Genomic DNA, 24,873 nt, shown 5'->3' with positions numbered 1-24,873 from the left:
CCACCGGTGACGCGCTCAGGCCCGCAGGTGACTCGGACCCGCCGGCTATTCAGGCGCGGCGGTTCAGGCGGCGTCGACGGCGATGGTGGGGACGTCGTCGGGGACGTTGACCTCGGCGCCGGTCTTGTCCTTGACTTCGTCGACGGTGACACCGGGAGCCAACTCGACGAGGGTGAAGGAGTCTCCGGTGACGTCGAGCACGGCGATGTCGGTGACGACGCGGCTGACGACGGCCTTGCCGGTCAGCGGCAGATCACAGCTGGAGAGCAGCTTGTGCGATCCGTCCTTGGCGACATGGTCCATGATGACGATGACGCGCTGGGCACCGTGGACCAGGTCCATGGCACCGCCCATGCCCTTGACCATCTTGCCGGGGATCATCCAGTTCGCGATGTCGCCGTTCGTGGCGACCTGCATCGCGCCGAGGATCGCGGCATTGATCTTGCCGCCGCGGATCATGCCGAAGCTCGCCGCGGAGTCGAAGTAGGAGGCGCCGGGGTTCATCGTGACGATCTCTTTGCCGGCGTTGATGAGATCGGGGTCGATCTCGTCCTCGGTGGGGTAGGGGCCGACGCCCAGCAGCCCGTTCTCCGACTGCAGGACGAGGTGGACTCCCTTGGGCAGGTAGTTCGGCACGAGTGTCGGCATGCCGATGCCCAGGTTGACGTAGCTGCCGTCCTCGAGCTCCTGGGCTGCGCGGGCCGCCATCTGGTTTCTTGTCAATGACATATTCGGCTCTCCTCAGGCTTCGCGAACGGTGCGTTTTTCGATGGGCTTGTCGGCGACCTGCTCGGCGGTCAGCGGGACGACGCGGTGGACGAAGATGCCCGGGATGTGGACGTCGTCGGGGTCGATCTCACCGGGTTCGACGAGCTTCTCCACCTCGGCGATGGTGGTCCGTGCCGACTGCGCTGCCGGAGGGTTGAAGTTCCTGGCCGAGGAGTTGAATACGAGGTTGCCGTGACGGTCTCCGACGGCCGCGCGCACGAGCGCGTAGTCGGGCGCCAGCGACTTCTCGAGGACGTACTCCTCCTCTTCGCCGAAGGTGTCGAAGACCTTGGTCTCCTTGGCCGGGGATTCCTTGACCACATTGCCCTCGGTGTCGTACTTCCACGGCATGCCGCCCTCGGCGATCTGGGTGCCGGCACCGGTGATGGTGTAGAACGCAGGGATTCCGGCTCCACCGGCGCGCAGCTTCTCCGCCAGGGTGCCCTGCGGCGTCAGTTCGACCTCGAGTTCGCCGGACAGGTACTGCCGTGCGAATTCCTTGTTCTCGCCGACGTAGGAGGCGATGATGCGACGCAGCCGGTTGTCCGCAAGCAGGAGTCCCAGGCCGCGCCCGTCGACTCCGGCGTTGTTCGAGATCACCTCGAGGTCCTTGGCGCCCTGTTCCTGGATCGCTCGGATGAGGAACTCAGGCACGCCGACGACACCGAAGCCGCCGACGGCGATCGATGATCCATCTGCAATATCGGCTACCGCCGCAGCGGGGGTATCAACTACTTTGTCCATGAGCCCAGTCTGCCACGGACCTCGCCGAGGCTGCTCGCCAGGTCCGCAATACGGGCCTCGTCCATCCCGTTGGCCAGCAGAACCTCGCCCCCGCCGAGGAGGTGGCACAGGAACGCCGACCACTGGTCCGACCGCGGAGTGGAGTTCGAGACGAGGATGCCCGAGTTCGCACCGGATCCCGGCTGCGTCCACGCGATCTCCGCATCGCCGACGAGGAGCGTGCCGGTCGACTGCAGCCGCCGAGGCGTCACGTCCGGATAGGCGCGGATCGCCGAGTTGACGTCGATGAAGTCCTCATCGACGGGCGTGCTCAGGGCCAGAGCGGGCGGGTTGTAGACGAAGACCTCTTCGGCCGCGGCCAGCCGCTCATCGTCTTCATGCCCCAGCGGCACGAGGGCATGGAAATCGCCCTCCGGAGCTTGGGCCTCGGCACCGGCTCCGCCGTCGTGACCGGACCCTGCGCCGTCGGCTGCCTCGACTTCGTGACGGGACCCTGCGCCGCCGGTGCCGAGGACGACGCGGCCGTCGGCGAGGAGGACGCTGAGGATCGCGACGAGTTCGCGCCAGTGCAACCCGGACGGCATCGGCACGAAGAGAGTGAAGTCGGGCCCCAGATCGTAGTCGCCGAAGAGGCCGACGCCCTTGTTGACCCAGTTGGCCACGACGGGTCCGGTGAGATCGAGGCTGTCGTAGTCGGGACCACGCCAGAAGAGGACGGGGCCCGCGGTGTGGCTGATGGTGGAGAGATCCACGTGATGACCTGCTTTCTCGAGGGTGGGAAGTGGTTCGACATCGGTGCGCCGACCGGGTGTCAGTGGCTGAGGAGACCGATGCTGATGCGGACTCCGCGGGGGAAGGCGCCGAGCTCCCCGTCGGCCCACTCCCACTCCGTCGTGGCGCTGAGATCCTCGGCGAAGAGTGCGGTGTGCAGGCGTTCGACGAGTGAGCCGAGACCGACCATCGCCTCGAGCAGGGGCGGGCCGTCGGACTGGGCGGTGGCCGGTGAGTCCGAGGGGCTGAGGGTGATTCGAGAGCCCGCACCCTCGATGCGCATCCGCCAGGCGACCTGCCCGGGCGTGCGCGAGCGCCCCGCGCGGACGACGCGGATGGCGCGGGAGACGCGTTCGAGGATGTCATCGCTGTTGTCCCCGGCCGCGGCCCGACCCGGCAGTTCGGTGACGCCGAGTCCTCTGTGGATCGCCTCGGCGTGCCCGTAGCGGAACCAGTCCTCGCCGAGGTCGCGGCTGAGTGCCTTGGCACCTGACCGGCCGTTGTCCAGATACCCGCCGGCACCCCGCACGAGGGCCATCGGCAGCCCGCGTGCCGCGCCCTTGACGAGGTCGGCTGCCGCCGCGATCTCATCGGCGATCGCGCGTACGGTCACCGACTGCACCCGCCCGTCGTCATCGGGTCGGCCGCGTTGGTCGTCGAGGCCGGAGAAGCCGGAGACGCCGAGGGCGAAATCACCGACGCCCACCCTCCACGGACGCGAGATCGTATCGGAGACGACGAGTCCGATGCGCACCGCGAACGCCTCTTCGACCCTGGCCCGCAGCCGATCGGCCGAGCGGTCGCTGTCCAGGGGATGGAGGACGACGGCCCCGCTCGAATTCGACTGGTCGAGACCGGCCGCCGCCTGCACGGTCCCGGCGTGGGTGCGGACGACCTGAACCGTCTTTCCCGAGGCATAGGTCCGCTCCGCCACGAGGTGGGTCGAAGAGTCTTTGACCAGATTCTCGAATTCGATCCGGTCCTGGACTCTGCGCAGGCGTCCGTCGGCCTTCGACACCACCTTCGAGGCGATGACGAGGATGTCGCCGTCCTTGAGGTCGATGCGATTCCGGCGCAGAGCATTGACAAGGATCGCTGCCAGGTCGGAGCCGGCCGAGATGTCCTCCTCCACGGGAGGCGCGTAGACGGTGAGGAGTCGATCGTTCATGATCGATGCCGCATCGGACTCGAGCACCCGCGGCGCCCGAGATCAGGCCGGCGGTGGGGCGAACGGGCAGCGATCGTGAGTGATTCGACTCTCATGCCTCCATAATCCCACCGACGGCGAATGATTTCGAAATTCTCCAGAAATGCTCAGCTGCCTACCACAGGTTGTGTCCGTCCCAAATAGTGGTCGCTACATGTGGTGTTCTCGGCGCGTGTGTATGTGAAGGTGTGTTCGAATAACCCTCAGGCACCTTCTGCGGTACTCCACAAGGGCTTGACGGGGCGGTAATGACACGCGTGTAATTTATACTTATAGGGGAACGCACTCAGCGCGAATCCACGGATTCGAGCATCCGCCACGCTGATACCGTCAGCACGAGCTTCGGCGCCGGGACCACCCCGAGGAGCCGGTCTCATCGAGACCGGGACACTCCTCGAACGGTACCGGAAGACGAGCTCGCAGTGGTAGATGGGCTGAGCGTGAGAAAGGGGGAAACCGTGCAAAGCGCACAGAGCAAAAGGCAGGAGAGGGAAGACTTCTCCACAGCGCCCGGAGTCACTTCTCGAAGTGCCGAGGACTGGTTCGTCGAACCAGGGGCGCGAACACCGGACACTCTGCCGGATCCATTGGCGATCGATCCGAGTGATCTGACACCGCTTCCCACGGACAACTCCGCAGTCTCGCCGCTCTCGCTGCTCCTCGGGGCCGCAGAGGACGGCGAACTGTCCTGGCAGGACCAAGCGCTGTGCGCTCAGACCGACCCGGAGGCGTTCTTCCCTGAGAAGGGCGGATCGACTCGCGAGGCCAAACGGGTCTGCGCATCGTGCGACGTGCGCTCGGACTGCCTCGAATACGCATTGGCGAACGACGAGCGCTTCGGAATCTGGGGCGGCATGTCTGAACGTGAACGCCGTCGACTCAAGAAACGGGTCGTGTGAAGCCTGCCGTCACCGTTGTCGTCGCCTCGGGCGACGACAGCAGCAGGGTCGAGCTCGAAACAGCTCTGAACAGGACCTACCCCGAGATCCCGGTCGTGGATCTCGGGGGTCTTGCCGTCACGGAGGCACTCGCCCTTCCCGCGGTGGCCGGCAGCACCCATCTGTGGTTCCTCACCCCCGATTCGCGTCCCGGACCCGAATGCCTCGAGGAACTGCTCGACGCTATCGGCGCGACCGAATCGATCGCCGCAGTCGGACCCAAGATCATGCATTCGGACCGCATCGTCTCCGCCGGTGTCACCACAACCTCGGCGGGGGCCAGGCTCAACCCGGTCGCGGACGGGGAGATCGACCAGGGTCAGCGCGACGGTCAGTCGGAGACGCTGGGACTCGACCTGCCCGGCATGCTCATCGCCACCGCCGAACTCGAGAAGATCGGGGCACCGTCCCGCGTCCTCGGCGTCGCCTACCGTGGTCTCGAATACTCCCGCAGGCTGCGTGACCTGGGCCGGCGAGTCGTCCTCGCCCCAGGTGCCGAACTCACGATCTCCGCCGCCTCGGCGACGCAGCTGGGTTCGTCGCCGCTGCCACCGCGATCGAAGTCACAGATCCGGACCGAACAGCGCTACCGGCTCAGCCTCGCCCGCCCGAGATTCGCCGGCCTCTTCTGCCTGCTCCTGCTCACCCAGCTGAAGAACACCCTGGCCGGGCTGCTGTCGAACAACGTCCGCTCCGCCTCCTGGTACTTCACGGCTCTGCTCGGCCTGGCCTCCGACGCCCGGACCACCTCACGACTGAGGCGGGCCAACGCCCGGCGCAGCCGCCGGGCCAAGCGAAGCACGGACTCCCATGTGGCCGCGCTCTACGCCGACCCCGAAGAACTCGCCATCCAGCGCCGGAGCATGAACTCCGCCGAGGAGGCCCGCCGTGCCCACTCCGAAGGCGCCTCAGCGGCGGAGCACAACGGCGAAACCGAACTCAATCCGGTCGGTGACACGGAAGAGGCCATCGACTCCTTCTCCCGGCTCGAGGTCACCGGCGGCTCCGGAGTCTTCCACAACCCCCTGACCTACCTCCTCGTCGCGGCCGCCGCACTCAGCGGCTTCGTCTCCTTCCGCCTCTTCGGCCCCGGCCACCTCGTCGGCGGGGCCCTGGGATCGACGGACGTCTCGGCCGGCGAACTCTTCGCACGACTGCTCAGCCAGAACCTCGACGTCTCCACCGGCGCCGCGGTCCCCGCCGACCCCTATCAGCTGGTCCTCGCGATCCTCAGCCTGCCGTTCCTGGGTCACGTCGACATCATGGTCCGGGCGCTGATCCTGGGCGCACCGATCCTCGCCATCATCTCCGCCTATGCCGCAGCCGGCACGCTCGTGAGGCGCAGATGGGTCCGCGGTCTGGCAGGACTGCTGTGGATCGCCGCCCCGCTCTTCGTCACCGCACTGGCGACCGGTCGCCTCGGCGTCATCCTCGTCTGGATCGCCGCTCCGCTCTTCGTGCTCGCGCTGCGTCGCAGCCTGCGCACCGGATCGATTGCGGCGGCGGCGACCGCAGGACTGCTGCTGTTCGTCCTGATCTCGGGCACACCGCTGCTGCTGCCGCTGGGCATCATCCTGACAATCGTGCTCGTGATGACCGGCCGCGGCCCGCGCCATCTGTGGCTGCTGGCCCCAACGCTCTTCCTGGCCTGGCCGTGGCTGGCCGGACTCGTGACCGAGCCGGGAGCGATCTTCGTCATGCCCGGCCAGACACTGACCCCGCCCGCGCCCGAGACCTACCTCCTGGCGGTCGGATTCCCCGCACCGATCGACATGAGCTGGCTGGCCGAGCTGCTGTCCGGCCTCGGCGTCACCGGAATCAGCCCCGGACTGCTGCAGCTGTGGGCACCGATCCTCGTCCTGCCGATGCTCGTCCTCGCGTTCCTCACACTCATCGAAGCCCGCCTGGGACTGGCCCGCCTGACATGGGCCGTCGGCCTCTACCTGGCCGGACTCCTGCTCGCCACCGCACAGGTCCTCACCCCGGCCCAGACCGGGCCCTTCCACCTCATCGGCTCCTACCCCGCCGCGGGCCTGACCCTGCTCAGCCTCGGCGCGATCATGCTGCTCACGCTCGGCGCCGACACCACCACGAGGCGAACGGGGAGGTCCCGGAGGCTGCCCATGCGCGTCCTGATCGGGCTCGTCACCGTCGCCGCCATCGGACTCATCGTCGTCTCGGCAGGACCGAGCACCACCTCGGCCGACACCGTGAAGACGCAGGAACACGGCAGCGTTCCGGCTCTGGCCGCCGACCGCGCCGCCGGAGACGCCCAGGCACGCACACTGCGCCTCGACGTCGTCGACGGCGAAGTCCGGGCCCGACTCGTCTCCTCCGCCGACGGGACGATCATCGGCACCTCGACGATCAGGTCCGCCGAGGCCGTGGGCGGCTGGCCATGGGAGCGGCGCCCGCTGCCCATCGGCGAGGACCAGACTCTCATCGCACAGGCCGCGGCGGCGCTGTCGGCCGACGACGCCGGTGACGTGCGGTCCATCCTCGGTGAGCTCGGCGCGGACTTCGTCCTCGTCGACGCGGACGCGAAGAATCTGACGAGCTCCGTGGCCGCCGCCGACGGAGTCGTCGAAGTCGGTCCGACCGAATCGGGTGGGCTGTGGCAGGTCGACACCCCCTACAGCGGGCGGTTCCTCGTCCGCGAGCCCGACGGCACGCTGAGCACCGCACCGATGCACGGCACCACCGCCGAGGTGGCCCCCGGCGCCGATGGCCGCACCCTGATCGTGGCCGACAGCGCCGACGACATCACCGCCGCCATCGACGGCGAGGACCTGCCCGAACCGAAGGAGCGCGCCTTCGGATGGGCGTCCGAATTCGACCTGCCCACAAACGGCGGACAGGTCGAGCTCACCTACGGTTCCGACCTGTACGCCCCGGGCGTCGTGACCGGCTGGATCCTCGGGCTCCTGGCCGTCATCGTCGCGATTCCCTTCGGATCCCAGCGCCAAGGCACACGGTCCGCGACAGCAACACGGTCAGAATCCGATCACACAGCACAGGACGCACCTGCGACGTCAGAGGAGTCGAAGCCATGAGACACCTGCGCAGCATCGTGACGTTCGCGGCGATAGCCGTGCCGGGCGTCCTCGTGGCCACGACGTCCTTCCTGACCCCGCTGACTCCGGGGACACTCGACCGCAGCCCCGAACAGATCCGGATGCCCACGGCGGACACCCGCGCGATCTGCCCCGGACCTCTCCTGACCGATGACGAGGCCGAGGGCACCGACGCGGAGTTCGTCGACGACTCGAACGTGTCCACCCGCGTCGTCTCCGCCTCCGCCCCGATCAGCGCCGCCGACGGTTCGGTCTCCGCCGCCAGGCTGCAGGTCGCCGATCTGGGCGGATCCGCGAACTTCGACAACTCCAGCTCCGACGGTTTCGTCTCCGGTGACGACCCGATCGACAAGACCAAACTCATCACCGGATTCGCCCGCCCCGGGGCACCTGCGCTGACGACCGGCGTCGAAACCGTCGAGGGCACATCCGGCGACCTCACCGGACTTGCGACCCTGACCTGCGGTTCCGCTGCCAGCAGCTTTCGCATCCTCGCGGGCTCAGGAGCCGCCGGATCGAACTCACAGCTGCTGCTGAGCAACCCCGGCGATGTCCCCGTCCAAGCCCAGGTCGCCGTCATGACCCCCTCCGGTGAACGCGGCGAGCCGACGGAGGTGAGCATCAAGGCCGGCCAGCAGCGGGCCATTCGCCTCGCGGGACTGGCCTCCGGAGCCGAGGCGCTGGCCGTCGACGTCAACGCCGAAGGGGGAGTCGTGGCCGGCTCCGTGCAGGAGACCGTGCTCGACGGTCTGACCCCCAAGGGCATCGACCTGGCTACCAGCGGGGCCGACGCCGATTCGCAGCAGGTCGTCACGGGACTCGACGGCAAGGACGCGCGCCTGCGTGTGGCCAACCCGGGCGACGACCTGGCCGAAGTCTCGCTCAAGGCCTACGGACCCGACGGCGAGATCGACATTCCCCGCTCATCGATGACCGTTGTCGCCCACGGAGTCGCCGAAGCCGAGCTCGGCGACCTCGATGCCACCAGCGTCGTCGTCGACTCGGACCAGAACATCCAAGCCAGCGCCTTCATCGGCCAAGACGGTGAGAAGGGCAGCGCGGACTTCGGCAGCATCAATGCCACCGACACCCTCGCCGACTCTCAGGTCATGGCTCTGCCGCGCACCGGGACCGGCAAGCTCTACCTCTCACCCGGGCAGGGACAGGTGCAGGTGAGAGGCATGCTCGACGACGGTTCGCTCACCGACCCGCAGGCGATCGATCTCAACCCCACCGGGACCACCGAATTCAGCCCGGCCGAGATCTCCCCGGACGCGGTCCGCGCGATCGTCATCAGCGGTGCCGACGCCTCGGGGTCCCAGTCCGACGGAGTCCACGCCAGCTATGTGGTGACCACCGACTCCGGGATCTCCGCGGTCCAGCCGACTCCGGCGCCGACCGGTGTGGCCTACCGCGACATCCGACTCGGCTGAGAGCCCGGTCAGGCGCCGCGGAGGATCTCGACCTGGTCGGCGACCACCTCGGCGATGAGGGAATCCCTCTGATCGCTGCTGCTGTGCGACTCGATGACGCGACGGTAGAGGACGATGTGCGTGAGCCTGTGCGCGGTCGCGGGGAAGACCCGACCGAAGGCGGGCTCCGTGGAACTCGCCGGCGGGACCGCGTCGATGGCGAGGACCACCTCGGCGAGCAGGGTCGGCTCCTGGGACCGGAAACGGGCGAACTCCTCGGCCGCGACACGGGCGAAGCTCTCCGAGCGTCGGCGGCGTGCCGGGACATCGGCCAGGAACAGCGGGGACCGCAGACCGCGGCCGTGCCGATCGCGATGACGCCTGGTTCTCATGAGTCAATATTGTACTGCCCGAACGGCCGTGGCTGCCGGGTTAGAACCCTCCTCGCGTGTACAGTGGAGGACTGTGTCAGCCGTGAGATTGTGTTCAAAAGTCAGCTGCCCGGGCAGTGCCGCAGCCACCATGACGTACGTGCACGCCGACGCCTGTGTCGTCATCGGACCGCTGTCGCAGCGCGCCGAGCCCGGCGCCCATGACCTGTGCGCCGACCATGCCGCGAAGCTGACCCCGCCTGTGGGGTGGCAGCTCATCCGCATCGAAGGCGAACAGGCACCGCCGGAACGCACCCACGACGACCTGTTGGCCATCGCCGACGCCGTCCGGGAAGCCGCCGGACGCCCCGGACAGGACGAAGGGACCGGCGCCGGAGAGTCATCGGGGGCGTCTCCGACCGAGACGCGACACGATGGGTCGATGCCGGGCCGCAAGCACGGGCATCTGCGCATCATCGGCGATTCATGACTGCCACCGGCCCCGAGGCGGATCCGGGCCCCGCCCTCGTCGCCGCCCGCACGACATCGCTCGCACCGGCGGTCGGCGCCTACGACATCCGCGGTCGCATTCCCGACCAGCTCCACGATGACGTCCTCTTCGCCCTCGGCTGGGCCACCGCCAGAACCATGTCTGAGCTCCATTCGACCGCCGAGGTGGTCGTCGGCCACGATATGCGCCCCAGTTCGCCGGGTTTCGCCAGGGCCTTCGCCGCCGGCATCGAGTCGGCCGGGTCGCACGCGATGCTCTTGGGCCTGTGCTCGACCGACCAGCTGTACTTCGCCTCGGGGATCTTCGAACTGCCCGGCGCAATGATCACCGCCAGCCACAACCCCGCCGACTACAACGGGATCAAGATCTGCGGCCCACGCGCCGCCGGAGTCAGCCTGGCCTCGGGCCTGGGGCGGATCAGGGACCTGGCACCGCGGGCGCCGAGTCACACCGATGACCCTGAGACCTCGCACGCTTCGGCAGCGGTGGTCGACATCGACTCGAGTGCCGCCGCGGACATGCGCGAACGCTACGTCGACCGCATCCGGACGCTGACGCACGTCGATGAGGTCACGGGCCTGAAGGTCGTCGTCGACTGCGGCAACGGCATGGCCGGCAAGCTCCTCGGTGAGGTCTTCGGCACCGCCGCCGGATTCTCGCAGGTGCCCTTCGACGTGATCGGGCTCTTCACCGAACTCGACGGCACGTTCCCCAACCATGAGGCGAACCCGCTCAAACCGGAGAACCTCCTCGACGTCTCCCGCGCGGTGGTCGAGAAGGGCGCGGACCTCGGGCTGGCCTTCGACGGCGATGCCGACCGGTGCTTCTTCATCGATGAGGCGGGCCGGACGCTGTCGCCCTCCGCGGTGGGCGCCCTCGTCGCCGAACGCGAGATCGCCCGCGCCAGGTCCGCCGGTGTCGCCGAACCCGTGGTCATCCACAACCTCATCACCTCGCGCAGCGTTGCGGCCGCGATCACTGCGGCCGGTGCACGCGCGGTGCGCTCGAAGGTCGGGCACTCGGGCATCAAGACCCTGATGCGCGAAGAAGGAGCGATCTTCGCCTGCGAACATTCGGCCCATTTCTACTTCGACGAATTCTACGGTGCGGACTCCGGCATGCTCGCCGCCTGCCATCTCATCGCCGCCCTGTCGACGACCGGGGCACCGGCCTCGCGTCTTGTCGCCGACTACGACCTCTACGTCCAATCGGGCGAGATCAACTTCACCGTCGCCGACCCCGACACGGTGCTCTCCGACTTCGTCGCCGCGGCCGGAGACTTCCCAGCCAACACCGTCGAACACCTCGACGGCATCGGGCTCCAGGGCGAAGACTGGTGGATCAACCTGCGCAAGTCGAACACGGAGCCCCTGGTGAGACTCAATGTCGAAGCCAGCGACCCGCAACGCCTGCGTGAACTGACCGCCCAGGCCAGTGACTTCGTCGAATCACGCAGGCAATAGACTCGACGCAGACGATGACAGTTTCCGTTTCCTATGGAGGTACCGTGCTCGAATCCACCGACTTCAAGGTCGCCGATCTGAGTCTGGCCGAGGCTGGCCGGCACCAGATCCGACTGGCCGAACGCGAGATGCCGGGACTCATGGCACTGCGCGAGGAATTCGGCCAGAGCAAGCCGCTGACCGGGGCCCGCATCGCCGGCAGTCTGCACATGACGGTGCAGACGGCCGTGCTCATCGAAACCCTCGTCGTGCTCGGTGCCCAGGTCCGGTGGGCCAGCTGCAACATCTTCTCCACCCAGGACGAGGCCGCTGCCGCAGTCGTCGTCGGCACCGGCAGCGTCGACGCCCCCGCCGGTGTCCCGGTCTTCGCTTGGAAGGGTGAGACCCTCGAAGAGTACTGGTGGGCCGCAGACAAGATCTTCGACTTCGACGAGGGCGCGAACCTCATCCTCGACGACGGCGGCGACGCCACGATGTATGTTCTCAAGGGCGCCCAGGCCGAACTCGACGGGGGAGTCCCCACAGCCGGCGAGGACGACCCGGAGGACTTCAAGGTCCTCCTCGCACAGGTGCACAGTTCGCTCGAGGCCTCGCCGGGCCGCTTCGCTCGCATGGCAGCCGGCATCAAGGGAGTGAGCGAGGAGACCACGACGGGAGTCAACCGTCTGTACCGTCTGGCTGAGGAGGGCAAGCTGCCGTTCCCCGCCATCAACGTCAACGACTCGGTGACGAAGTCGAAGTTCGACAATCGCTACGGCATCCGCCACTCCCTGCCCGACGGACTCAACCGCGCCACCGATGTCCTCATCGGCGGCAAGATCGCCGTTGTCGTCGGCTACGGCGACGTCGGAAAGGGCGCCGCCGAGGCGCTGCGTGGGCAGGGTGCCAGGGTCATCGTCACCGAGATCGACCCGATCTGCGCCCTGCAGGCGACGATGGACGGCTACCAGGTCGAACACCTCGCCGCTGTGGCACCGAGCGCCGACATCATCATCACGACCACGGGCAACACGCGCGTGGTCGGAGTCGAGGTGCTCCAGAGTCTCAAGCCCGGGGCGATCGTCGGCAACGTCGGACACTTCGACGATGAGATCGATCTGGCAGGTCTGGCCAAGCTCTCCGGCGTGACCAAGGTCGAGGTCAAGGCCCAGGTCCACGAATGGCGCGTGCCCGTACCAGCCGATCTCGGACTGGACCGTGACCGGACGGACTTCCTCGTCCTCTCAGAAGGCCGCCTGCTCAACCTCGGCAATGCGACCGGCCACCCGTCCTTCGTGATGAGCGCCTCGTTCGCCAATCAGGTGCTCGCGCAGATCGAGCTCTGGAACAGCCCCGATCGCTACGACGACGATGTGCACCGTCTGGCGAAGGAACTCGACGAGAAGGTCGCCCGCCTCCACCTGCCCGCGCTCGGGGCGAGGCTGTCCGACCTGTCGAAGGAACAGGCCGAATACATCGGCGTCGACGTCGCCGGGCCCTACAAGCCCGAGCACTACCGGTACTGAGCCTGCCGAACTCATTCGGGCCCGACTCCCATCCGCCGATGGGTTCGGGCCTGGTCTTCTCTTGGCCTGAGTGAGTGGCCCGAGTATGCGGCTGGGTCAGCGGCTCTGCAGGCTCAGCCCGTGCGGGAGAGTGTCGACCCCGGCCCGGAAGGCCCGTGACTGTTCACTGCGGCGCTGCTGTTTGGCGAATTCCGCGGATCGTCGGCGGTGGATGACCGCCGACAGGAACTGTTCGGGCATCGTCCCCTCCGGCGGGGCCGGCGCGACGTAGGGATTGAGTTCGGTGGCGAGCTCCTTCGCCCGCTCCCAGCGCGAATCGCGTCCCAGGTTCTCAGAGGTCGCCAGAAACTGCACGATCCGTCGATGCAGCCCGGCAGGAAGCGCAGCGATATCGGTCTCGGCCAGCCAATTGTGCAGGTGCGGGGAGACATGGGTGCGGACCGGCAGCGGCGGGGCGCTGCGTTCGCTGACGGCCATCGTCCCCGCCATGTAATCGCCGATACGTTTGGACTGTGGCGAGATCAGACCCGAAAGAGCGGCCAGGCCGCCCCCGGACGACAGGATCTCGAAGGGCCAGAGGATGGCCCGGATGAACGAATGTCGGGCCCGCACGGCACCACCGTCGTCACGCACGACCCGCAGGCCGAGGCTGAGCTTGCCGATCGACCTGCCGTGGGTGAGGACCTCGATGATCATCGGCAGCAGCACGAACACCGAAATGCTCATGATGGTCATGACCGAGGTCAGCAGGAGCGCGTTGACGTCGAGGATCTGGAGCAGGAACCAGAATGCGGCGATGAGCAGACCGATGTTGACGAGCGAGTAGACGACGAAGTCGATGAGACAGCTGAGCGCGCGGGCAGCCAGGGCCGCGGGTTGGATGCTCAGCTCGACGGCTTCACCTGTCACCAAAGTACTCACGGATCCATCCTGTCATAATCGGCCCCACCACTTCATGGCGGATCGCCCGGAGGCCGCAGAACGGTGGCCCCACCGGTCCGATAGGGTGGCACCATGGACCCGAATCTGCTGGCCGAACTGCACGGCGACAAGTGGCGCGAACTGTCCATGCTGGCCAAGAAGAACACCCTGGATCCGGGCCAGACCCAGAGGTTCCTCGACCTCTACCGTGACGCCTCGAAGGACCTGTCGCGGATCATGACGGTGGCCCCGGACTCTCTCGAAGCGGCCCGGCTGTCCGCAATCGTCCACCGCTCCCGCAACCACCTCTCCGCCGTGCCCAGCGGGGGCCTGAGCGGACTCTCCCGCTTCTTCGTCATCAGCCTGCCGCTGTCGATCTACCGGCTGCGCTGGGACTTCCTCATCGTGGCCGCAAGCTTTCTGGCAGTGGCGAGCCTGGCCGGGATCTGGGCGGGCATGCACCCGGAGGTCCTGGAGACCTTCGGCGACCACGCCTTCCGCAAACAGTTCGCCGAACACGACTTCGTCGATTACTACAAGGAGAACCCGAACGGCTTCTTCGCCGTGGGCGTGTGGACGAACAACGCCTGGATCGCCGTGCAGTTCGTCCTCTTGGGCATCACCGGAGTCTTCGTCGTCTCCGGACTGTTCTCCAACGCCGTCAACGTCGGATTCTCCGGGGCGATGATGTTCGAGTTCGACAAGGGCTCCGACTTCTTCCTCTACATCCTCCCGCACGGCATCCCCGAGATCAGCTGCATCATCCTCGCGGCCGCGGCGGGACTGCGACTCTTCTTCGCCTGGGTGGTGCCGGGCCCGCGGCTGCGCCGGAACAGACTCGCCTCGGAGGCCAGATCCCTGCTGACCGTGGCCGGTGGACTGGTCATCATGCTGTTCGTCTCGGGTCTCATCGAAGGCTTCGTCACCCCCAACCCGATCCCGCCGGCGCTCAAGATCGCCATCGGCGTCGCCTACACAGCGCTGGTCATCGCCTACGCCTGGTACTTTGGCAAGCGAGCAGCCCGAGCAGGACTCAGCGCCGACCTCGATGAACACCAGGCAGGATATTCGGTCCTCGCCACCGACCGGTAGGGGCACGAGCTCACGGAGGACGGAGCAGCGGCGCCGTCTTCAGAGTTTGCCGGTGGCCTTGAGGTCGATGTAGAGGTCGGCCAGAGCACCCGGAAGGTCATCGGGACCTGCCGCGACGGACTGGACGCCGGCACCGCGCAGGCGGGTCTGCAGAGACTTCGCCCTCAGCAGCTCCGCCTCTGCTGCGGCAGCGGTGAAGATCTCATCGGTTCCGTCACGGTCGGCCGCCAGCTCGGCCAGGCCGGGATCCTCGACAGAGGCCAGCACAACTCTGTGACGGGCCATGAGCGTCGGCAGCACGGGCAGGATCTCATCGGAGACGCTGCCCTCGTCCAGAGCGGTGACGAGGACGACGAGGGCGTGCTGACGCGAGGTGGACAGAACGGTCGACGAGATCTGCTCCCAATCGGCATCGTAGAGCTCGGGATGGACCGTCGTCAGCGCCACCGACAGATCATGGACCGGATCCTTCGACCGGTGGCTGGATGCGATCGCACGGATGCGCGCATCGGCGACGACGACATCGACCCGGTCGCCGGCCCCCGATGCCAGGGCCGTCAGCAGCAGCGCGGACTCCAGGGCCGCATCGAAGACGGTGCCGCCGCCGCACCTGCGGGCCGAGAGCCGTGAGGAGTCGACGACGATGACGACTCGCCGGTCACGTTCGGGCCGCCAGGTCTTGACGACGAGGTCTTGGGCCCGTGCGCTGGCCCGCCAGTCGATCGAACGCACATCATCGCCGTCGACATAGTCGCGCAGCGAATCGAACTCCGTGCCCATGCCCCGGATCATCACGGCCGAGCGCCCGTCGAGTTCACGCAGCTTCTGCGTCTTCGACGGCAGCTCCCGGCGCGAGACGAACGGCGGCAGGACCCGTACGACGGCGGGCACATCGACGCTCTTCTGCCGGGCGATGAGCCCGAGGGGGCTGCGCGAGCGGATGGTGACCTTGTCGGCCTCCAGGGCGCCTCGACGCACGGGCAGGAGTTCGGTGACCACTTGCGCATCGGCGCCGGCGGACAGGACGAACGAGGAGCGGGTGCTCTTCGCCCCGGCGCTCGGGGACCAGGCGTCACGGACGGCGATCCGCAGTCGTCTGGGGGAGTCGTTGACGAGCGTGAGGGTGCAGTCGGTCGGGTCACCCAGCCGGACCATGGGTCCGGGTGTGCGCTGCAGGGAGACCAGCCTCGGCGGGGGAACGAGGAAGAAGTCGACGACGGCGGCGATGGCGATGATGCCGGCCACGATCAGTGCGCTCGTCCACCCCGGGACGAGCATGACGGGGACGAGCCCGAGCAGGGCCAGCAGGAGCAGTCGCGTCGTCATTCAGCGTGGGACTTCGGTGGTCGCGATGATCGAGTCGAGGACCTGGTCGACGTTGAGGCCGTCCATCTGGGCTTCGGGGCGCAGGATCACACGGTGGCCGAGGGTCATGTGGGCCAGGGCCTTGACATCGTCGGGGGTGACGTAGCCGCGTCCCGACAGCCAAGCGTAGGCACGTGCGGCGCCGAGCATCCGGGTGGCGCCGCGGGGAGAGACGCCCAGGGCCAGGGACGGCGCCTGCCGGGTCGCTCGCGCGAGGTCGACGATGTAGGTGATGACCTGCGGGGCGATGTAGACCTCATTGATGGCCTCCCGGGCACGAGCGATCATCGCCGCATCGGCCACCGGCTCCAGTCCCGCCTCGGCGAGGTGGGAGGCGTCGAAACCGTGGGCATGACGGTTGAGGATCTCGAACTCGTGTTCGCGTTCGGGCAGTCCGAGCACGAGTTTGAAGAGGAAGCGGTCGAGCTGAGCCTCGGGCAGGGGATAGGTCCCCTCGTACTCGAGCGGATTCTGGGTGGCCGCGACGATGAACGGCTCGGGCAGGCGACGGGAGCCTCCGCCGACCGAGACCTGGTGCTCCTCCATGGCCTCGAGCAGAGCCGACTGGGTCTTGGGCGGGGTGCGGTTGATCTCATCGGCGATGAGGACATTGGTGAATACGGGGCCGGAGCGGAACTCGAAGTTCGACACCGACGCGTCGTAGACCAGTGAGCCGGTGACATCGCTGGGCATGAGGTCGGGCGTGAACTGGATGCGGGTGTTGTCGAGGCTGACCGATTTCGCGAAGCTGCGCACCAGGAGGGTCTTGGCGACACCGGGGACTCCCTCGAGCAGCACGTGCCCCTGGCACAGCAGGGCGATGAGCATGCCCGTGACGGCCTCGTCCTGGCCCACGACGGCCTTGGCGATCTGCGTGCGAACGCCGGCGAAGGCCTCCCGCAGCGGGTCGCGCTCCTGGTCCGCTTGCTGCTGCGGCTGTTGCTGAGGCTGCTCCGTCTGCTGGTACTGAGGCTGCTGGGGCTGCTGCGGTCCGGGGTTCTCGCCTGGAGCCTGTGTCATGGGATCTCGCTTTCGATGAGAGTGAGCTGATGGACGATGTTCTGCAGGTCCGAGTCTGTGCGCGCGACCGCGGAGGAGAAGACCCGGTCGACCTGTGCCGGGTCACGGCCGGTCGTGGCCGAGATGCCGGCGATGATGTCGCGTGGGCCGGCCTCGGGGCCCAGCGCGAGTCGTTTCGCGATGCGCAGCAGGGCTCCCGTGCGCAGGGTGTGCAGTGCCCCGGTCCGATCGTGGCTCCGTGCGGCCAGAGCCGCCCGACCGTGCACGGTCTCCACCGCGGGGACGATGACCGGCAGGCGTTCGACGGCCAGGGGGCCGAATCTGCGGCCGAGGATGAGCAGGAGGATGGCCAGGCAGGGAACCAGCCACAGAGCGCCGGCGATGAACCAGCTGGGCACGAAGTCGATGGTCGAAGGTGCCGGCTCGAGTTCGTCGGTGCCCGTGGGATAGTAGACGACCAGGTTGTCGGTCTGCGACAGCTGGGAGAGCACGAGTGCGGCGTGCCCCTCTTCGTCGATGCCCGAGTTCGTCGCCCAATCGGCGTTGCCGAGGACGGTGATCGGGAAGTCCTCCCTGCCTTCGCCGCCCTCATCGGTGATGAGCTGCCCATGGGCCGAACCCGGAGTGACCTGTCCGCCGTCGACGGGTGCGACGCCGGGGCCCGCGAGGGGGTAGCAGGCTTCCAGGCCGTCGATGCCCTTGCGCGCCTCCGCGTACTCCGTGTCGCCGGCCTCGACGGGACCGGCGGCCTGCGCGGCCGGCACGTCGCAATCAGGCTGCGAGACCTCGTCGGGGGTGGCCAGGGGGCTGATGCTGTCGTTGACCGTGATGCGCTCGGTGAAGCCCTGGAGCGCGTAGCCGGGATCGATGAGCGTCAGTCGGTTGTCGGACGCGGCGAGTTCGGATCGGATTCCGTCGATGTCGCCCTGCGTGAGCAGGTCGGCGTTCGTGGGAATCAGCAGGGTCGTGTCGGGCTGACCGGAGGCCTCGTGCGCCGTGTCGTAGTCCTCGGTGGTGGTGACGTCGACTCCGTGTGAGCGCAGGGTCTCGACCATGGCCTTCGTGCCGTCGCGAGCCGTGGAGTCGTAGTGGAGCGGGTCTTCGGCTTCGCGGTCGGAGGTCATGAGCATCGTCGCGATCACGGTGATGAGGATGACGACGGCCGCGACGATCCACACCCCGGCCGATCGCAGCCGGGCGGACAGCGGCACCGCCGGGCTCGAGCGAGTGCCCCGGGTGGCGACGTCGATGAGTGCGCTCATGCCGTCACCGCCGATCGATGACGAGCGGGCAGAGCGCTCAGGGTCTCATCGAGGGCGAGGAATTCGGTGTAGATCGCAGACAGCGCGTGCGGGGACGGCCCCGTAGAATCCGCCGACGACTTGCCCGCAGGAGCGGGCACGGACGAGCCCGAAGGATCCACGCCGAGGTGGCGCTGCGTGCCGTCGTCGCGGTCGCTCGCATCGTGGTCGTCGCCCTCGCCCTCGCAGTCGCCGCTCGGATTGTGCTCGTCGCGGTCGCCGAAGAGCAAGTCGTTGAAGATGCTCGCAACCCGTGTCAGCTGCCGCCGGTGCTCGGGCAGGCGGCCTCCGGCGGTGCGGCCGAGTTCGGTGGCCGTCGACGCGGAATCGAGTGTCACCATGTGCTTCTGGTCGAGCACCGCGAAGATGGCGCGTGCGGAATCGATGACCGCCGTCGCCATATCACCGCGCTCGGCGGCGGCCCGGGCGCTGTTTCGCCAGGGATCGGGGTCGGGGGAGGCGACGACGGGGTCGAAGGCCGAGAGCGGAACCGAGGCCCTCTTCAGCCCGACACGGCGGACCCGCCAGATGATGAGCGCGACGATGGCTGCCACGACCACCACGACGATGATGATCAGCCACGGCGAGTTGGCTCTCAGCGCCCCGGAGATGAGCGCGTTGAACACGTCATTCAGCCACTGGCCCAGCTGTTCGAGCGGAGTCAGATCGTTGTCCGAGTACTCCTGCTTCGACAGTTCCTCCTCGACCCATTCGCGGCCGGTGCCGCGGTCGACGACGGAATTGAGCAGCACGTTCATGCGGTCTTCTCCTCTCGGCGGATGAGAACCAGGTCGAACCCTTCGGTGCGCATGCGCCGGTCGAAGTAGCAGACGCAGACGAGGCAGGAGAAATAGGCGAAGAGGATCGCCGAGGACACCGTCGTCAGGACGAGCAGGATCGCCCCGGCGATGACGCCGATGATCGTCAGGGTCGCCGCGTCCGCGGTGTTGACGGCGACGGTGGCCACGACCGTGACGACCGTGACCAGTGGGGAGATGATCAGCTGAACGAGCTGATTGGACAGGAAGTAGCCGACGCCGAGCTGGCCGAGGGTCCGCCGGAAGCCTGTGCTCGTCAGCCGCCAGGATCTGCGCAGAGCCGCGCCCACACGAAGTCCCTCGACGGCGATCGTCGAACCGGTGAACGCGAAGCGCAGGTTCAGCCAGATCAGCGCGCAGACCCACAGCACCAGTGCGAGGAGCGCGGCGACGACGGCGAGGACGGTGTTGTCGAACAGCGCGAGCAGGAGAGCGGGAAGGCCGAACAGGACGAGCAGACCCAGGTTGATCGCTCCCAGCACGAGGGCGGCGAGGATGAGCGACCAGCGGCGTCCGCGCAGAGACGCCCAGGACTGGGACAGAGTGGTCTTGCGTGCACCGAACGAGTTCTCGGCACCGCCGGAGGCCAGCCCTGCCAGGAAATGGGCGGCGCCGAGGCTGAGCAGGCTGATCGCGAACGATCCCATCTGGGCGAGCAGGAAGAATCCGGACATCGCGTCGTCATTGCTGACGAGGGCGTCGAGGAACGGCAGGAACCTCAGGACCATGAAGGTCCCGACGGCCGTGAGCACCAGGGTCCAGAGGGTGAAGACGATAAGAGCCGCGCCGATGGTCAGTCCGGGGATGAAGCGCAGGAGCCGGAAGCCGGAATCGAGCACCTCGAAGAAGGTCAGCGGCCGTTTTGCGAGGATGCCACGCGGGGAAGGCGGGTGCCATTCGTGATGCGTCGGACCCTGACCTCGCTGCTGCCACTGACCGGTCTGCCAATCGACCTCGGAGGTCCACGCATTCGATCGTCCCATCACCGCACAATCCTGCCATGCCTGATGCCGGACTGCCGAGCCGAACCGCCCCCTGACACCCAGTTGACAACGGGTGCATTCACCGCTGGGGGTGTCGAGGTCGAAAGATTGGACCCCGATAAGCGACAATGGGAGGATGAACGCTCGTATCCTCGTAGTTGATGATGACACGGCTTTGGCCGAAATGATCGGAATTGTGCTCAAAAGTGAAGGCTTCGAGCCCTTTTTCTGTGCGACCGGAGATCAGGCCTTCGGCGAATTCGAGAAGGTCAACCCGGACCTCGTGCTCCTCGACCTGATGCTGCCGGGCAAGGACGGGCTCGAGGTCTGCCGGGAGATCCGCGAGATCTCCTCGGTGCCGATCATCATGCTCACGGCCAAATCGGACACCGTGGACGTCGTCCTCGGCCTCGAGTCCGGTGCCGACGACTACGTGCCGAAGCCGTTCAAGCCCAAGGAGCTCGTCGCCCGGGTGCGTGCCCGTCTGCGCATCTCCGAACCGCAGGCACCGGAGCTGCTGACCGTCGGGGACGTCGTCGTCGACGTGGCCGGGCACACGGTGACCAAGGGCGGTTCCCCGATCTCGCTGACGCCGCTCGAGTTCGATCTGCTCGTGGCCCTGGCCCGCAAACCGTGGCAGGTGTTCTCTCGCGAGACCCTGCTCGAAGAGGTGTGGGGCTACAGGCATGCGGCGGACACCCGATTGGTGAACGTGCACGTGCAGCGCCTGCGATCGAAGATCGAACGGGATCCGGAGAAGCCGGACATCATCGTCACCGTGCGCGGAGTCGGATATAAGGCAGGCAGAGCGGCGTGAGCCGCTCTTCGGCTGTGGGAGGGGCGATCCGGACCGCAGCCTCGGCGATTCTGACGTTCTGGAGATTCTTGCTCCGATCGTTCAGTCACTCTCTGCAATTGCGGATCGTCGTTCTCACCATCGTCCTCACCTCCGTGGCCATCTTCGGCGTGGGGACGTATATGTCACAGCAGATCTCGCGTGGCCTCTTCGACACCAGGCTGCAGTCCCTGTCATCACAGGCCGGGACCATCGTCTCCGAACTGCGCGGCTTGGCACCTGTCGACGGTCAGGCCGTGACCCAGGAGAACCTGAACTCCCAGCTGTCGTCGATCTACAACCGGTCGACGGGAGCGGTCTATTCGCTCACGCTCGAACCCAGCGACCCGAATTCCTCCTTTTCGCGGATCAGCGCGGGCGCCACCGACTCCGACGGCGGGGCCGCCGAGGTCCCCGTCACCGATGAGCTCAGAGACGCCATCGGCAAGGCCCCGACCGACGACATGCTCTACCAGTCCGTGGCCCTGCCCAACGGATCGGGGCCGGGTCTGCTGATCTCGCAGGAGCTGCAGATCCCCGGCGCCGGGCAGTTCCAGCTCTACTACCTCGGCGACCTGTCCGAACAGCAGGACACCCTCGACTTCGTGCAGAGGTCGATGCTCGTCGCCGCTCTGGTCCTCGTCGTGCTCGTGGGCGCAGTGGCCTGGATCGTCACCCGGCTCGTCGTCACGCCCGTGCGCACCGGCGCCGAGGTGGCTCGCCTCATCGCCGACGGTGACCTGGACGAGCGCATGCCGGTCCACGGCAACGACGAGATCGCGGTGCTCGGCGAGTCCTTCAACGATATGGCCGACACCCTTCAGCACCAGATCGAGCAGATGGAGAGACTGTCCGTGCTGCAGCGCCAGTTCGTCTCGGACGTCTCGCACGAGCTGCGCACTCCGCTGACCACGATCCGCGCCGCCGCCGATCTCATCTACGACTCCCGCGACGACCTCGACCCCGTGACCGCACGCAGCGCCGAACTGCTGAACTCGCAGGCGGAGAGGTTCGAGAGTCTGCTCGCGGACCTGCTCGAGATCTCCCGCTACGACGCCGGCGCCGCTGCCCTGGTGGCCAAGCCCGTCGACGTCGGGGCGGTCGTGACGTCGGTCATCGAGACCGTGTCGATGGTCGCCGATCAGATGTCGACGAACATCGTCGTCCACGCCCCGTCCTCGCCCGTGATGGCCGAGGTCGACCGTGTGCGGATCACTCGGATCGTGCGCAACCTCGTCGTCAATGCGATCGAGCATGGGGAGTCGAACCCGATCGACGTCTACGTCGCCTCCAACGCCGAGGCGGTGGCTGTGAGCGTGAGGGACCACGGCGTGGGCATGAGCGAAGAGCAGGTCGAGCACGTCTTCGACCGCTTCTGGCGAGCCGATCCCGCCCGCAAGCGGACCCTGGGCGGTTCCGGTCTGGGCCTGGCGATCTCGCTCGAGGACGCCCACCTGCACAACGGCTGGCTGCAGGTGTGGGGCAAACCGGGGGAGGGCTCATGCTTCCGCTTGACCATGCCACGTCGACCCGATCAGGAGATCACCTCCTCACCGCTGCCGCTGCCGCCGCGCGACGCGCGGATCCAGGGTGCCGCGCTCGTCGCGGGACCACTGTCGTCCGACGGCTCCGTGCGGATCCAGACGGGCTCGATTCCCATCGTGGTCGAAACCGGTCAGGCTCCTCCCACCCGCGACGAGTATGGTGACGGGGGCGAGATCGTTCGCGGCGATGATGCCATCATCGACGACGGGACCGACACGACCGGTGACACGGGCGACACCGGTGACACTGGTGAGACCGGTGACCCGGTCGACACTGACGCCACTGACGACGCTGACGGTGCCGACGCCACGGTCGGCAGCGGGGAATCCGAGACCGCCGGAGAATCAGAGACCGCCGAGGACTCCGGCTCCGATGGGGCCCCGGGCAACGGCCGGAGCGCTGAAGAGGTCGAGGCCACTCCGGCGGCCGACGATGCAGCACACGACGATGAAGCAGCACGCGAAGGAGGACCACAGTCATGACGACGCCTCGGAGCGGGAAGGGTCGGCACATGCTCATCCTCGCCGTCTGTGCCAGCCTGGCTCTGACGGCCTGTTCGTCGATCCCGACCAAATCACCCGTCGGCCACATCGAAGCCGGCTCCGGGGACCCGGGGGCCAGCAGCGCTCGGATCCCCGACGGGCCCGAACCCGGTGACAGCGTCGGTGAGATCGTGCGCGGCTTCTTGGCCGCGGGCGCCGGCACGGGCAACAACTTCTCCGTCGCGAAATCCTTCCTCACCGAGGCCGAGGCCCAGGAGTGGAACCCGCAGGAGTCGGTGTCGCTGCTGCCCAACGACACCGACCTGGATTCGCTCAACTACGAGGTGACCTCCGACCAGAAGACGCTGACCATGTCGGCGCCCGTCGTCGGACTCGTCAACTCCTCGGGCATCTTCAACTCCACCAAACCCGGAACCCAGTCGAACATGGAGTTCTCCCTGAGGCAGGAGAACGGGGAATGGCGGATCGCCTCGGCGCCGGATGGGCTGCTCATCTCCCAGACCGAGTTCCGGACGATCTTCCTCAACTATTCCCTCGAGTTCTTCACGTCCGACTACTCCTACCTGGTTCCCGATTCCCGCTGGTTCCTGCGTTCCTCCTCGACGCCGACCGCGATCATGAACGAACTCCTCAGCGGACCGGCGCCCTACCTCTCCGGTGCGGTCGTGACAGCGCTGCCGGACGGTGCGAAGCTCAGCGACTCGAAGGTCGTGACCATCGAGAACGGCGTCGCCCACGTATCCCTGGGCAACCAGAACCCTGCACCGACGGACCGGGAGAAGGGGCTGATCCGGCAGCAGATCGCATCGACGCTCAAGGTCATCCCCTCGATCTCGAGCATCGAACTGACCATCGGGGGACAGGTCGTCTCGGAGAGCCTGCAGCCCAAGACCGACACGTCCGTCCAGGTCGATGGTCCACCCGTCGTGCTGGCCAACGACCGGCTCTCGCGCATCTCGGGAACGACCGTCGCCAAGGTCGACAACAGCCCGGACCTGTCCGAGGCCAAGGCCAGCGATCCTGCCGTCTCCTTCGACGACTCGGTCTACGTCTACCTGCAGAACTCCGGCAAACAGCTCATGCGGCTCAAGGCCGACGACGCCGCCGATGCGACTCCGATCCTCAAGGGCAAGAGACTCGTTCGCCCCAGCATCGACCGCTTCAACACTGTCTGGACCGGAGAACGCGAGAACAAGGGCAAGCTCACGGCCATCGGCAAGGACAGCCAGGAGTACTCCGTGGCCACCGACTTCCTCTCGGGCCGCGAACTCATCGACCTGGAGGTCTCTCGTGACGGGACGCGAATCGCACTGCTGAGCAAGGACAAGGATGAACCGTCGCGCATCGACGTGGTCGGCATCCCCCGTGACAAGGCGGGCAATCCCGCCAACGGAGTCTCCGACGCACCGATCGAGGTCGGTTCGAACTTCGAGGAGGTCAAGGACATCTCCTGGGCCGGATCGACATCGCTGGTGGCCCTGGCGGCGACGGAGAACGAACGCATCCAGCCGTTCCGCATCGGCGTGACCGGCCCACCCGAGCAGCTGGGAGAGGTGCCCGACGGCAGCCGCATCGCTTCCGGCGAAGACGGACGGTCGATCCTGGTGACGAGCTCGTCCGGTGAGATCTACTCCTATAACTCCAACGCCTGGCAGAAGCTCATCGACATCTCGGCAAAGGACCCCTCCTACCCGGGCTGAGAAGCGGGGCCGACTCGGGCCGAGGA

The 24,873-nt window shown here is 67.2% G+C and carries 21 protein-coding genes; 10 read left to right on the top strand and 11 right to left on the bottom strand.

Annotated features, from left to right (window positions below; all coding sequences use genetic code 11):
- Window positions 1-63 precede the first annotated feature (63 nt).
- The 4 genes from BKA07_RS14880 to BKA07_RS14865 are packed head-to-tail and all read right to left on the bottom strand — an operon-like array spanning window position 64 to window position 3,451.
- Window positions 64-729: a 3-oxoacid CoA-transferase subunit B gene (locus tag BKA07_RS14880; RefSeq protein WP_167951574.1), complete on the bottom strand. Its 666-nt coding sequence runs from the start codon at window positions 727-729 to the stop codon at window positions 64-66.
- A gap of 12 nt (window positions 730-741) precedes the next feature.
- Window positions 742-1,512 (bottom strand): CoA transferase subunit A, encoded by a 771-nt coding sequence (locus BKA07_RS14875; RefSeq protein WP_167951573.1) that lies wholly within the window; start codon window positions 1,510-1,512, stop codon window positions 742-744.
- Window positions 1,500-2,264, bottom strand: a complete 765-nt coding sequence (locus tag BKA07_RS14870; RefSeq protein WP_167951572.1) for a hypothetical protein — start codon at window positions 2,262-2,264, stop codon at window positions 1,500-1,502. The genes BKA07_RS14875 and BKA07_RS14870 overlap by 13 nt, the downstream gene beginning before the upstream one ends.
- A 59-nt stretch (window positions 2,265-2,323) precedes the next feature.
- Window positions 2,324-3,451 (bottom strand): coenzyme F420-0:L-glutamate ligase, encoded by a 1,128-nt coding sequence (locus tag BKA07_RS14865; RefSeq protein ID WP_167951571.1) that lies wholly within the window; start codon window positions 3,449-3,451, stop codon window positions 2,324-2,326.
- Window positions 3,452-3,948: 497 nt separating this feature from the next.
- Between BKA07_RS14865 and BKA07_RS14860 the strand changes: the two genes are divergently transcribed.
- From BKA07_RS14860 to BKA07_RS14850, 3 genes are read left to right on the top strand one after another with little or no spacing between them, the layout of a single operon-like run.
- Window positions 3,949-4,389: a WhiB family transcriptional regulator gene (locus tag BKA07_RS14860; protein ID WP_342449089.1), complete on the top strand. Its 441-nt coding sequence runs from the start codon at window positions 3,949-3,951 to the stop codon at window positions 4,387-4,389.
- Window positions 4,386-7,481 (top strand): glycosyltransferase family protein, encoded by a 3,096-nt coding sequence (locus BKA07_RS14855; RefSeq protein WP_209043989.1) that lies wholly within the window; start codon window positions 4,386-4,388, stop codon window positions 7,479-7,481. The genes BKA07_RS14860 and BKA07_RS14855 overlap by 4 nt, the downstream gene beginning before the upstream one ends.
- Window positions 7,478-8,935: a DUF5719 family protein gene (locus tag BKA07_RS14850; RefSeq protein WP_167951570.1), complete on the top strand. Its 1,458-nt coding sequence runs from the start codon at window positions 7,478-7,480 to the stop codon at window positions 8,933-8,935. The genes BKA07_RS14855 and BKA07_RS14850 overlap by 4 nt, the downstream gene beginning before the upstream one ends.
- An 8-nt stretch (window positions 8,936-8,943) precedes the next feature.
- Here the strand turns inward: BKA07_RS14850 and BKA07_RS14845 are convergent, their stop codons facing one another.
- Window positions 8,944-9,306 carry a metallopeptidase family protein gene (locus tag BKA07_RS14845; RefSeq protein WP_167951569.1) on the bottom strand — a complete coding sequence of 121 codons (363 nt, stop codon included), beginning with the start codon at window positions 9,304-9,306 and terminating at the stop codon, window positions 8,944-8,946.
- A gap of 28 nt (window positions 9,307-9,334) precedes the next feature.
- On the opposite strand from BKA07_RS14845, the gene BKA07_RS14840 reads away from it, so the two are divergent.
- Genes BKA07_RS14840 through ahcY form a run of 3 tightly spaced genes read left to right on the top strand, consistent with a single transcriptional unit; the run spans window position 9,335 to window position 12,764 of the window.
- The gene (locus tag BKA07_RS14840) at window positions 9,335-9,775 is read left to right on the top strand and encodes a DUF3499 domain-containing protein (protein ID WP_425339340.1); all 441 of its coding nucleotides are present in this window, start codon (window positions 9,335-9,337) and stop codon (window positions 9,773-9,775) included.
- Window positions 9,772-11,259 (top strand): phosphohexomutase domain-containing protein, encoded by a 1,488-nt coding sequence (locus tag BKA07_RS14835; protein ID WP_167951567.1) that lies wholly within the window; start codon window positions 9,772-9,774, stop codon window positions 11,257-11,259. Before BKA07_RS14840 ends, BKA07_RS14835 begins: the two co-directional genes overlap by 4 nt.
- 14 nt (window positions 11,260-11,273) lie before the next feature.
- The gene (ahcY, locus tag BKA07_RS14830; RefSeq protein ID WP_167951566.1) at window positions 11,274-12,764 is read left to right on the top strand and encodes an adenosylhomocysteinase; all 1,491 of its coding nucleotides are present in this window, start codon (window positions 11,274-11,276) and stop codon (window positions 12,762-12,764) included.
- A gap of 96 nt (window positions 12,765-12,860) precedes the next feature.
- On the opposite strand, the gene BKA07_RS14825 is transcribed toward ahcY, so the two are convergent.
- Window positions 12,861-13,685: an RDD family protein gene (locus tag BKA07_RS14825; RefSeq protein WP_342449087.1), complete on the bottom strand. Its 825-nt coding sequence runs from the start codon at window positions 13,683-13,685 to the stop codon at window positions 12,861-12,863.
- Between the two features lie 93 nt (window positions 13,686-13,778).
- Here BKA07_RS14825 and BKA07_RS14820 point away from each other — a divergent pair, with 93 nt between their 5' ends.
- A complete protein-coding gene (locus tag BKA07_RS14820; protein WP_167951565.1) occupies window positions 13,779-14,777 on the top strand; it encodes a stage II sporulation protein M in 999 nt (332 codons plus the stop codon).
- Window positions 14,778-14,816: 39 nt separating this feature from the next.
- On the opposite strand, the gene BKA07_RS14815 is transcribed toward BKA07_RS14820, so the two are convergent.
- The 5 genes from BKA07_RS14815 to BKA07_RS14795 are packed head-to-tail and all read right to left on the bottom strand — an operon-like array spanning window position 14,817 to window position 20,264.
- A complete protein-coding gene (locus tag BKA07_RS14815) occupies window positions 14,817-16,103 on the bottom strand; it encodes a DUF58 domain-containing protein (RefSeq protein ID WP_167951564.1) in 1,287 nt (428 codons plus the stop codon).
- Entirely contained in the window at window positions 16,104-17,162 is a 1,059-nt protein-coding gene (locus tag BKA07_RS14810) for an AAA family ATPase (RefSeq protein WP_245161967.1), read from the bottom strand.
- Window positions 17,159-18,424 (bottom strand): DUF4350 domain-containing protein, encoded by a 1,266-nt coding sequence (locus BKA07_RS14805; RefSeq protein ID WP_167951563.1) that lies wholly within the window; start codon window positions 18,422-18,424, stop codon window positions 17,159-17,161. Before BKA07_RS14805 ends, BKA07_RS14810 begins: the two co-directional genes overlap by 4 nt.
- Window positions 18,421-19,221 carry a hypothetical protein gene (locus BKA07_RS14800; protein ID WP_209043988.1) on the bottom strand — a complete coding sequence of 267 codons (801 nt, stop codon included), beginning with the start codon at window positions 19,219-19,221 and terminating at the stop codon, window positions 18,421-18,423. The genes BKA07_RS14805 and BKA07_RS14800 overlap by 4 nt, the downstream gene beginning before the upstream one ends.
- Entirely contained in the window at window positions 19,218-20,264 is a 1,047-nt protein-coding gene (locus tag BKA07_RS14795) for a hypothetical protein (protein ID WP_167951562.1), read from the bottom strand. Before BKA07_RS14795 ends, BKA07_RS14800 begins: the two co-directional genes overlap by 4 nt.
- A 136-nt stretch (window positions 20,265-20,400) precedes the next feature.
- Between BKA07_RS14795 and mtrA the strand changes: the two genes are divergently transcribed.
- The 3 genes from mtrA (at window position 20,401) to BKA07_RS14780 (ending at window position 24,847) form a co-directional block, all read left to right on the top strand.
- Window positions 20,401-21,081 (top strand): MtrAB system response regulator MtrA, encoded by a 681-nt coding sequence (gene mtrA / locus BKA07_RS14790; protein ID WP_167951561.1) that lies wholly within the window; start codon window positions 20,401-20,403, stop codon window positions 21,079-21,081.
- A gap of 98 nt (window positions 21,082-21,179) precedes the next feature.
- Window positions 21,180-23,126 carry an MtrAB system histidine kinase MtrB gene (gene mtrB, locus BKA07_RS14785; protein ID WP_245161966.1) on the top strand — a complete coding sequence of 649 codons (1,947 nt, stop codon included), beginning with the start codon at window positions 21,180-21,182 and terminating at the stop codon, window positions 23,124-23,126.
- Window positions 23,123-24,847, top strand: coding sequence for an LpqB family beta-propeller domain-containing protein (locus tag BKA07_RS14780; protein ID WP_167951559.1), 1,725 nt, complete (start codon window positions 23,123-23,125; stop codon window positions 24,845-24,847). Before mtrB ends, BKA07_RS14780 begins: the two co-directional genes overlap by 4 nt.
- Window positions 24,848-24,873: the final 26 nt, after the last annotated feature.

This window comes from Brevibacterium marinum, from assembly GCF_011927955.1.
In the GTDB taxonomy this organism is placed as follows: Bacteria; Actinomycetota; Actinomycetes; order Actinomycetales; family Brevibacteriaceae; genus Brevibacterium; species Brevibacterium marinum.
The sequence above is the reverse complement of the archived record's forward strand: the minus strand, read 5'-3'. Positions and strand labels throughout refer to the sequence as shown.

Bases quoted from the DNA above. Each gene is read 5' to 3' on its own strand.
- BKA07_RS14880 (WP_167951574.1), bottom strand. From the start codon at position 729: ATGTCATTGACAAGAAACCAGATGGCGGCCCGCGCAGCCCAGGAGCTC.
- BKA07_RS14875 (WP_167951573.1), bottom strand. From the start codon at position 1,512: ATGGACAAAGTAGTTGATACCCCCGCTGCGGCGGTAGCCGATATTGCA.
- BKA07_RS14865 (WP_167951571.1), bottom strand. From the start codon at position 3,451: ATGAACGATCGACTCCTCACCGTCTACGCGCCTCCCGTGGAGGAGGAC.
- BKA07_RS14850 (WP_167951570.1), top strand. From the start codon at position 7,478: ATGAGACACCTGCGCAGCATCGTGACGTTCGCGGCGATAGCCGTGCCG.
- BKA07_RS14845 (WP_167951569.1), bottom strand. From the start codon at position 9,306: ATGAGAACCAGGCGTCATCGCGATCGGCACGGCCGCGGTCTGCGGTCC.
- BKA07_RS14835 (WP_167951567.1), top strand. From the start codon at position 9,772: ATGACTGCCACCGGCCCCGAGGCGGATCCGGGCCCCGCCCTCGTCGCC.
- ahcY (WP_167951566.1), top strand. From the start codon at position 11,274: ATGACAGTTTCCGTTTCCTATGGAGGTACCGTGCTCGAATCCACCGAC.
- BKA07_RS14820 (WP_167951565.1), top strand. From the start codon at position 13,779: ATGGACCCGAATCTGCTGGCCGAACTGCACGGCGACAAGTGGCGCGAA.
- BKA07_RS14815 (WP_167951564.1), bottom strand. From the start codon at position 16,103: ATGACGACGCGACTGCTCCTGCTGGCCCTGCTCGGGCTCGTCCCCGTC.
- BKA07_RS14810 (WP_245161967.1), bottom strand. From the start codon at position 17,162: ATGACACAGGCTCCAGGCGAGAACCCCGGACCGCAGCAGCCCCAGCAG.
- BKA07_RS14805 (WP_167951563.1), bottom strand. From the start codon at position 18,424: ATGAGCGCACTCATCGACGTCGCCACCCGGGGCACTCGCTCGAGCCCG.
- BKA07_RS14800 (WP_209043988.1), bottom strand. From the start codon at position 19,221: ATGAACGTGCTGCTCAATTCCGTCGTCGACCGCGGCACCGGCCGCGAA.
- BKA07_RS14795 (WP_167951562.1), bottom strand. From the start codon at position 20,264: ATGGGACGATCGAATGCGTGGACCTCCGAGGTCGATTGGCAGACCGGT.
- mtrA (WP_167951561.1), top strand. From the start codon at position 20,401: ATGAACGCTCGTATCCTCGTAGTTGATGATGACACGGCTTTGGCCGAA.
- BKA07_RS14780 (WP_167951559.1), top strand. From the start codon at position 23,123: ATGACGACGCCTCGGAGCGGGAAGGGTCGGCACATGCTCATCCTCGCC.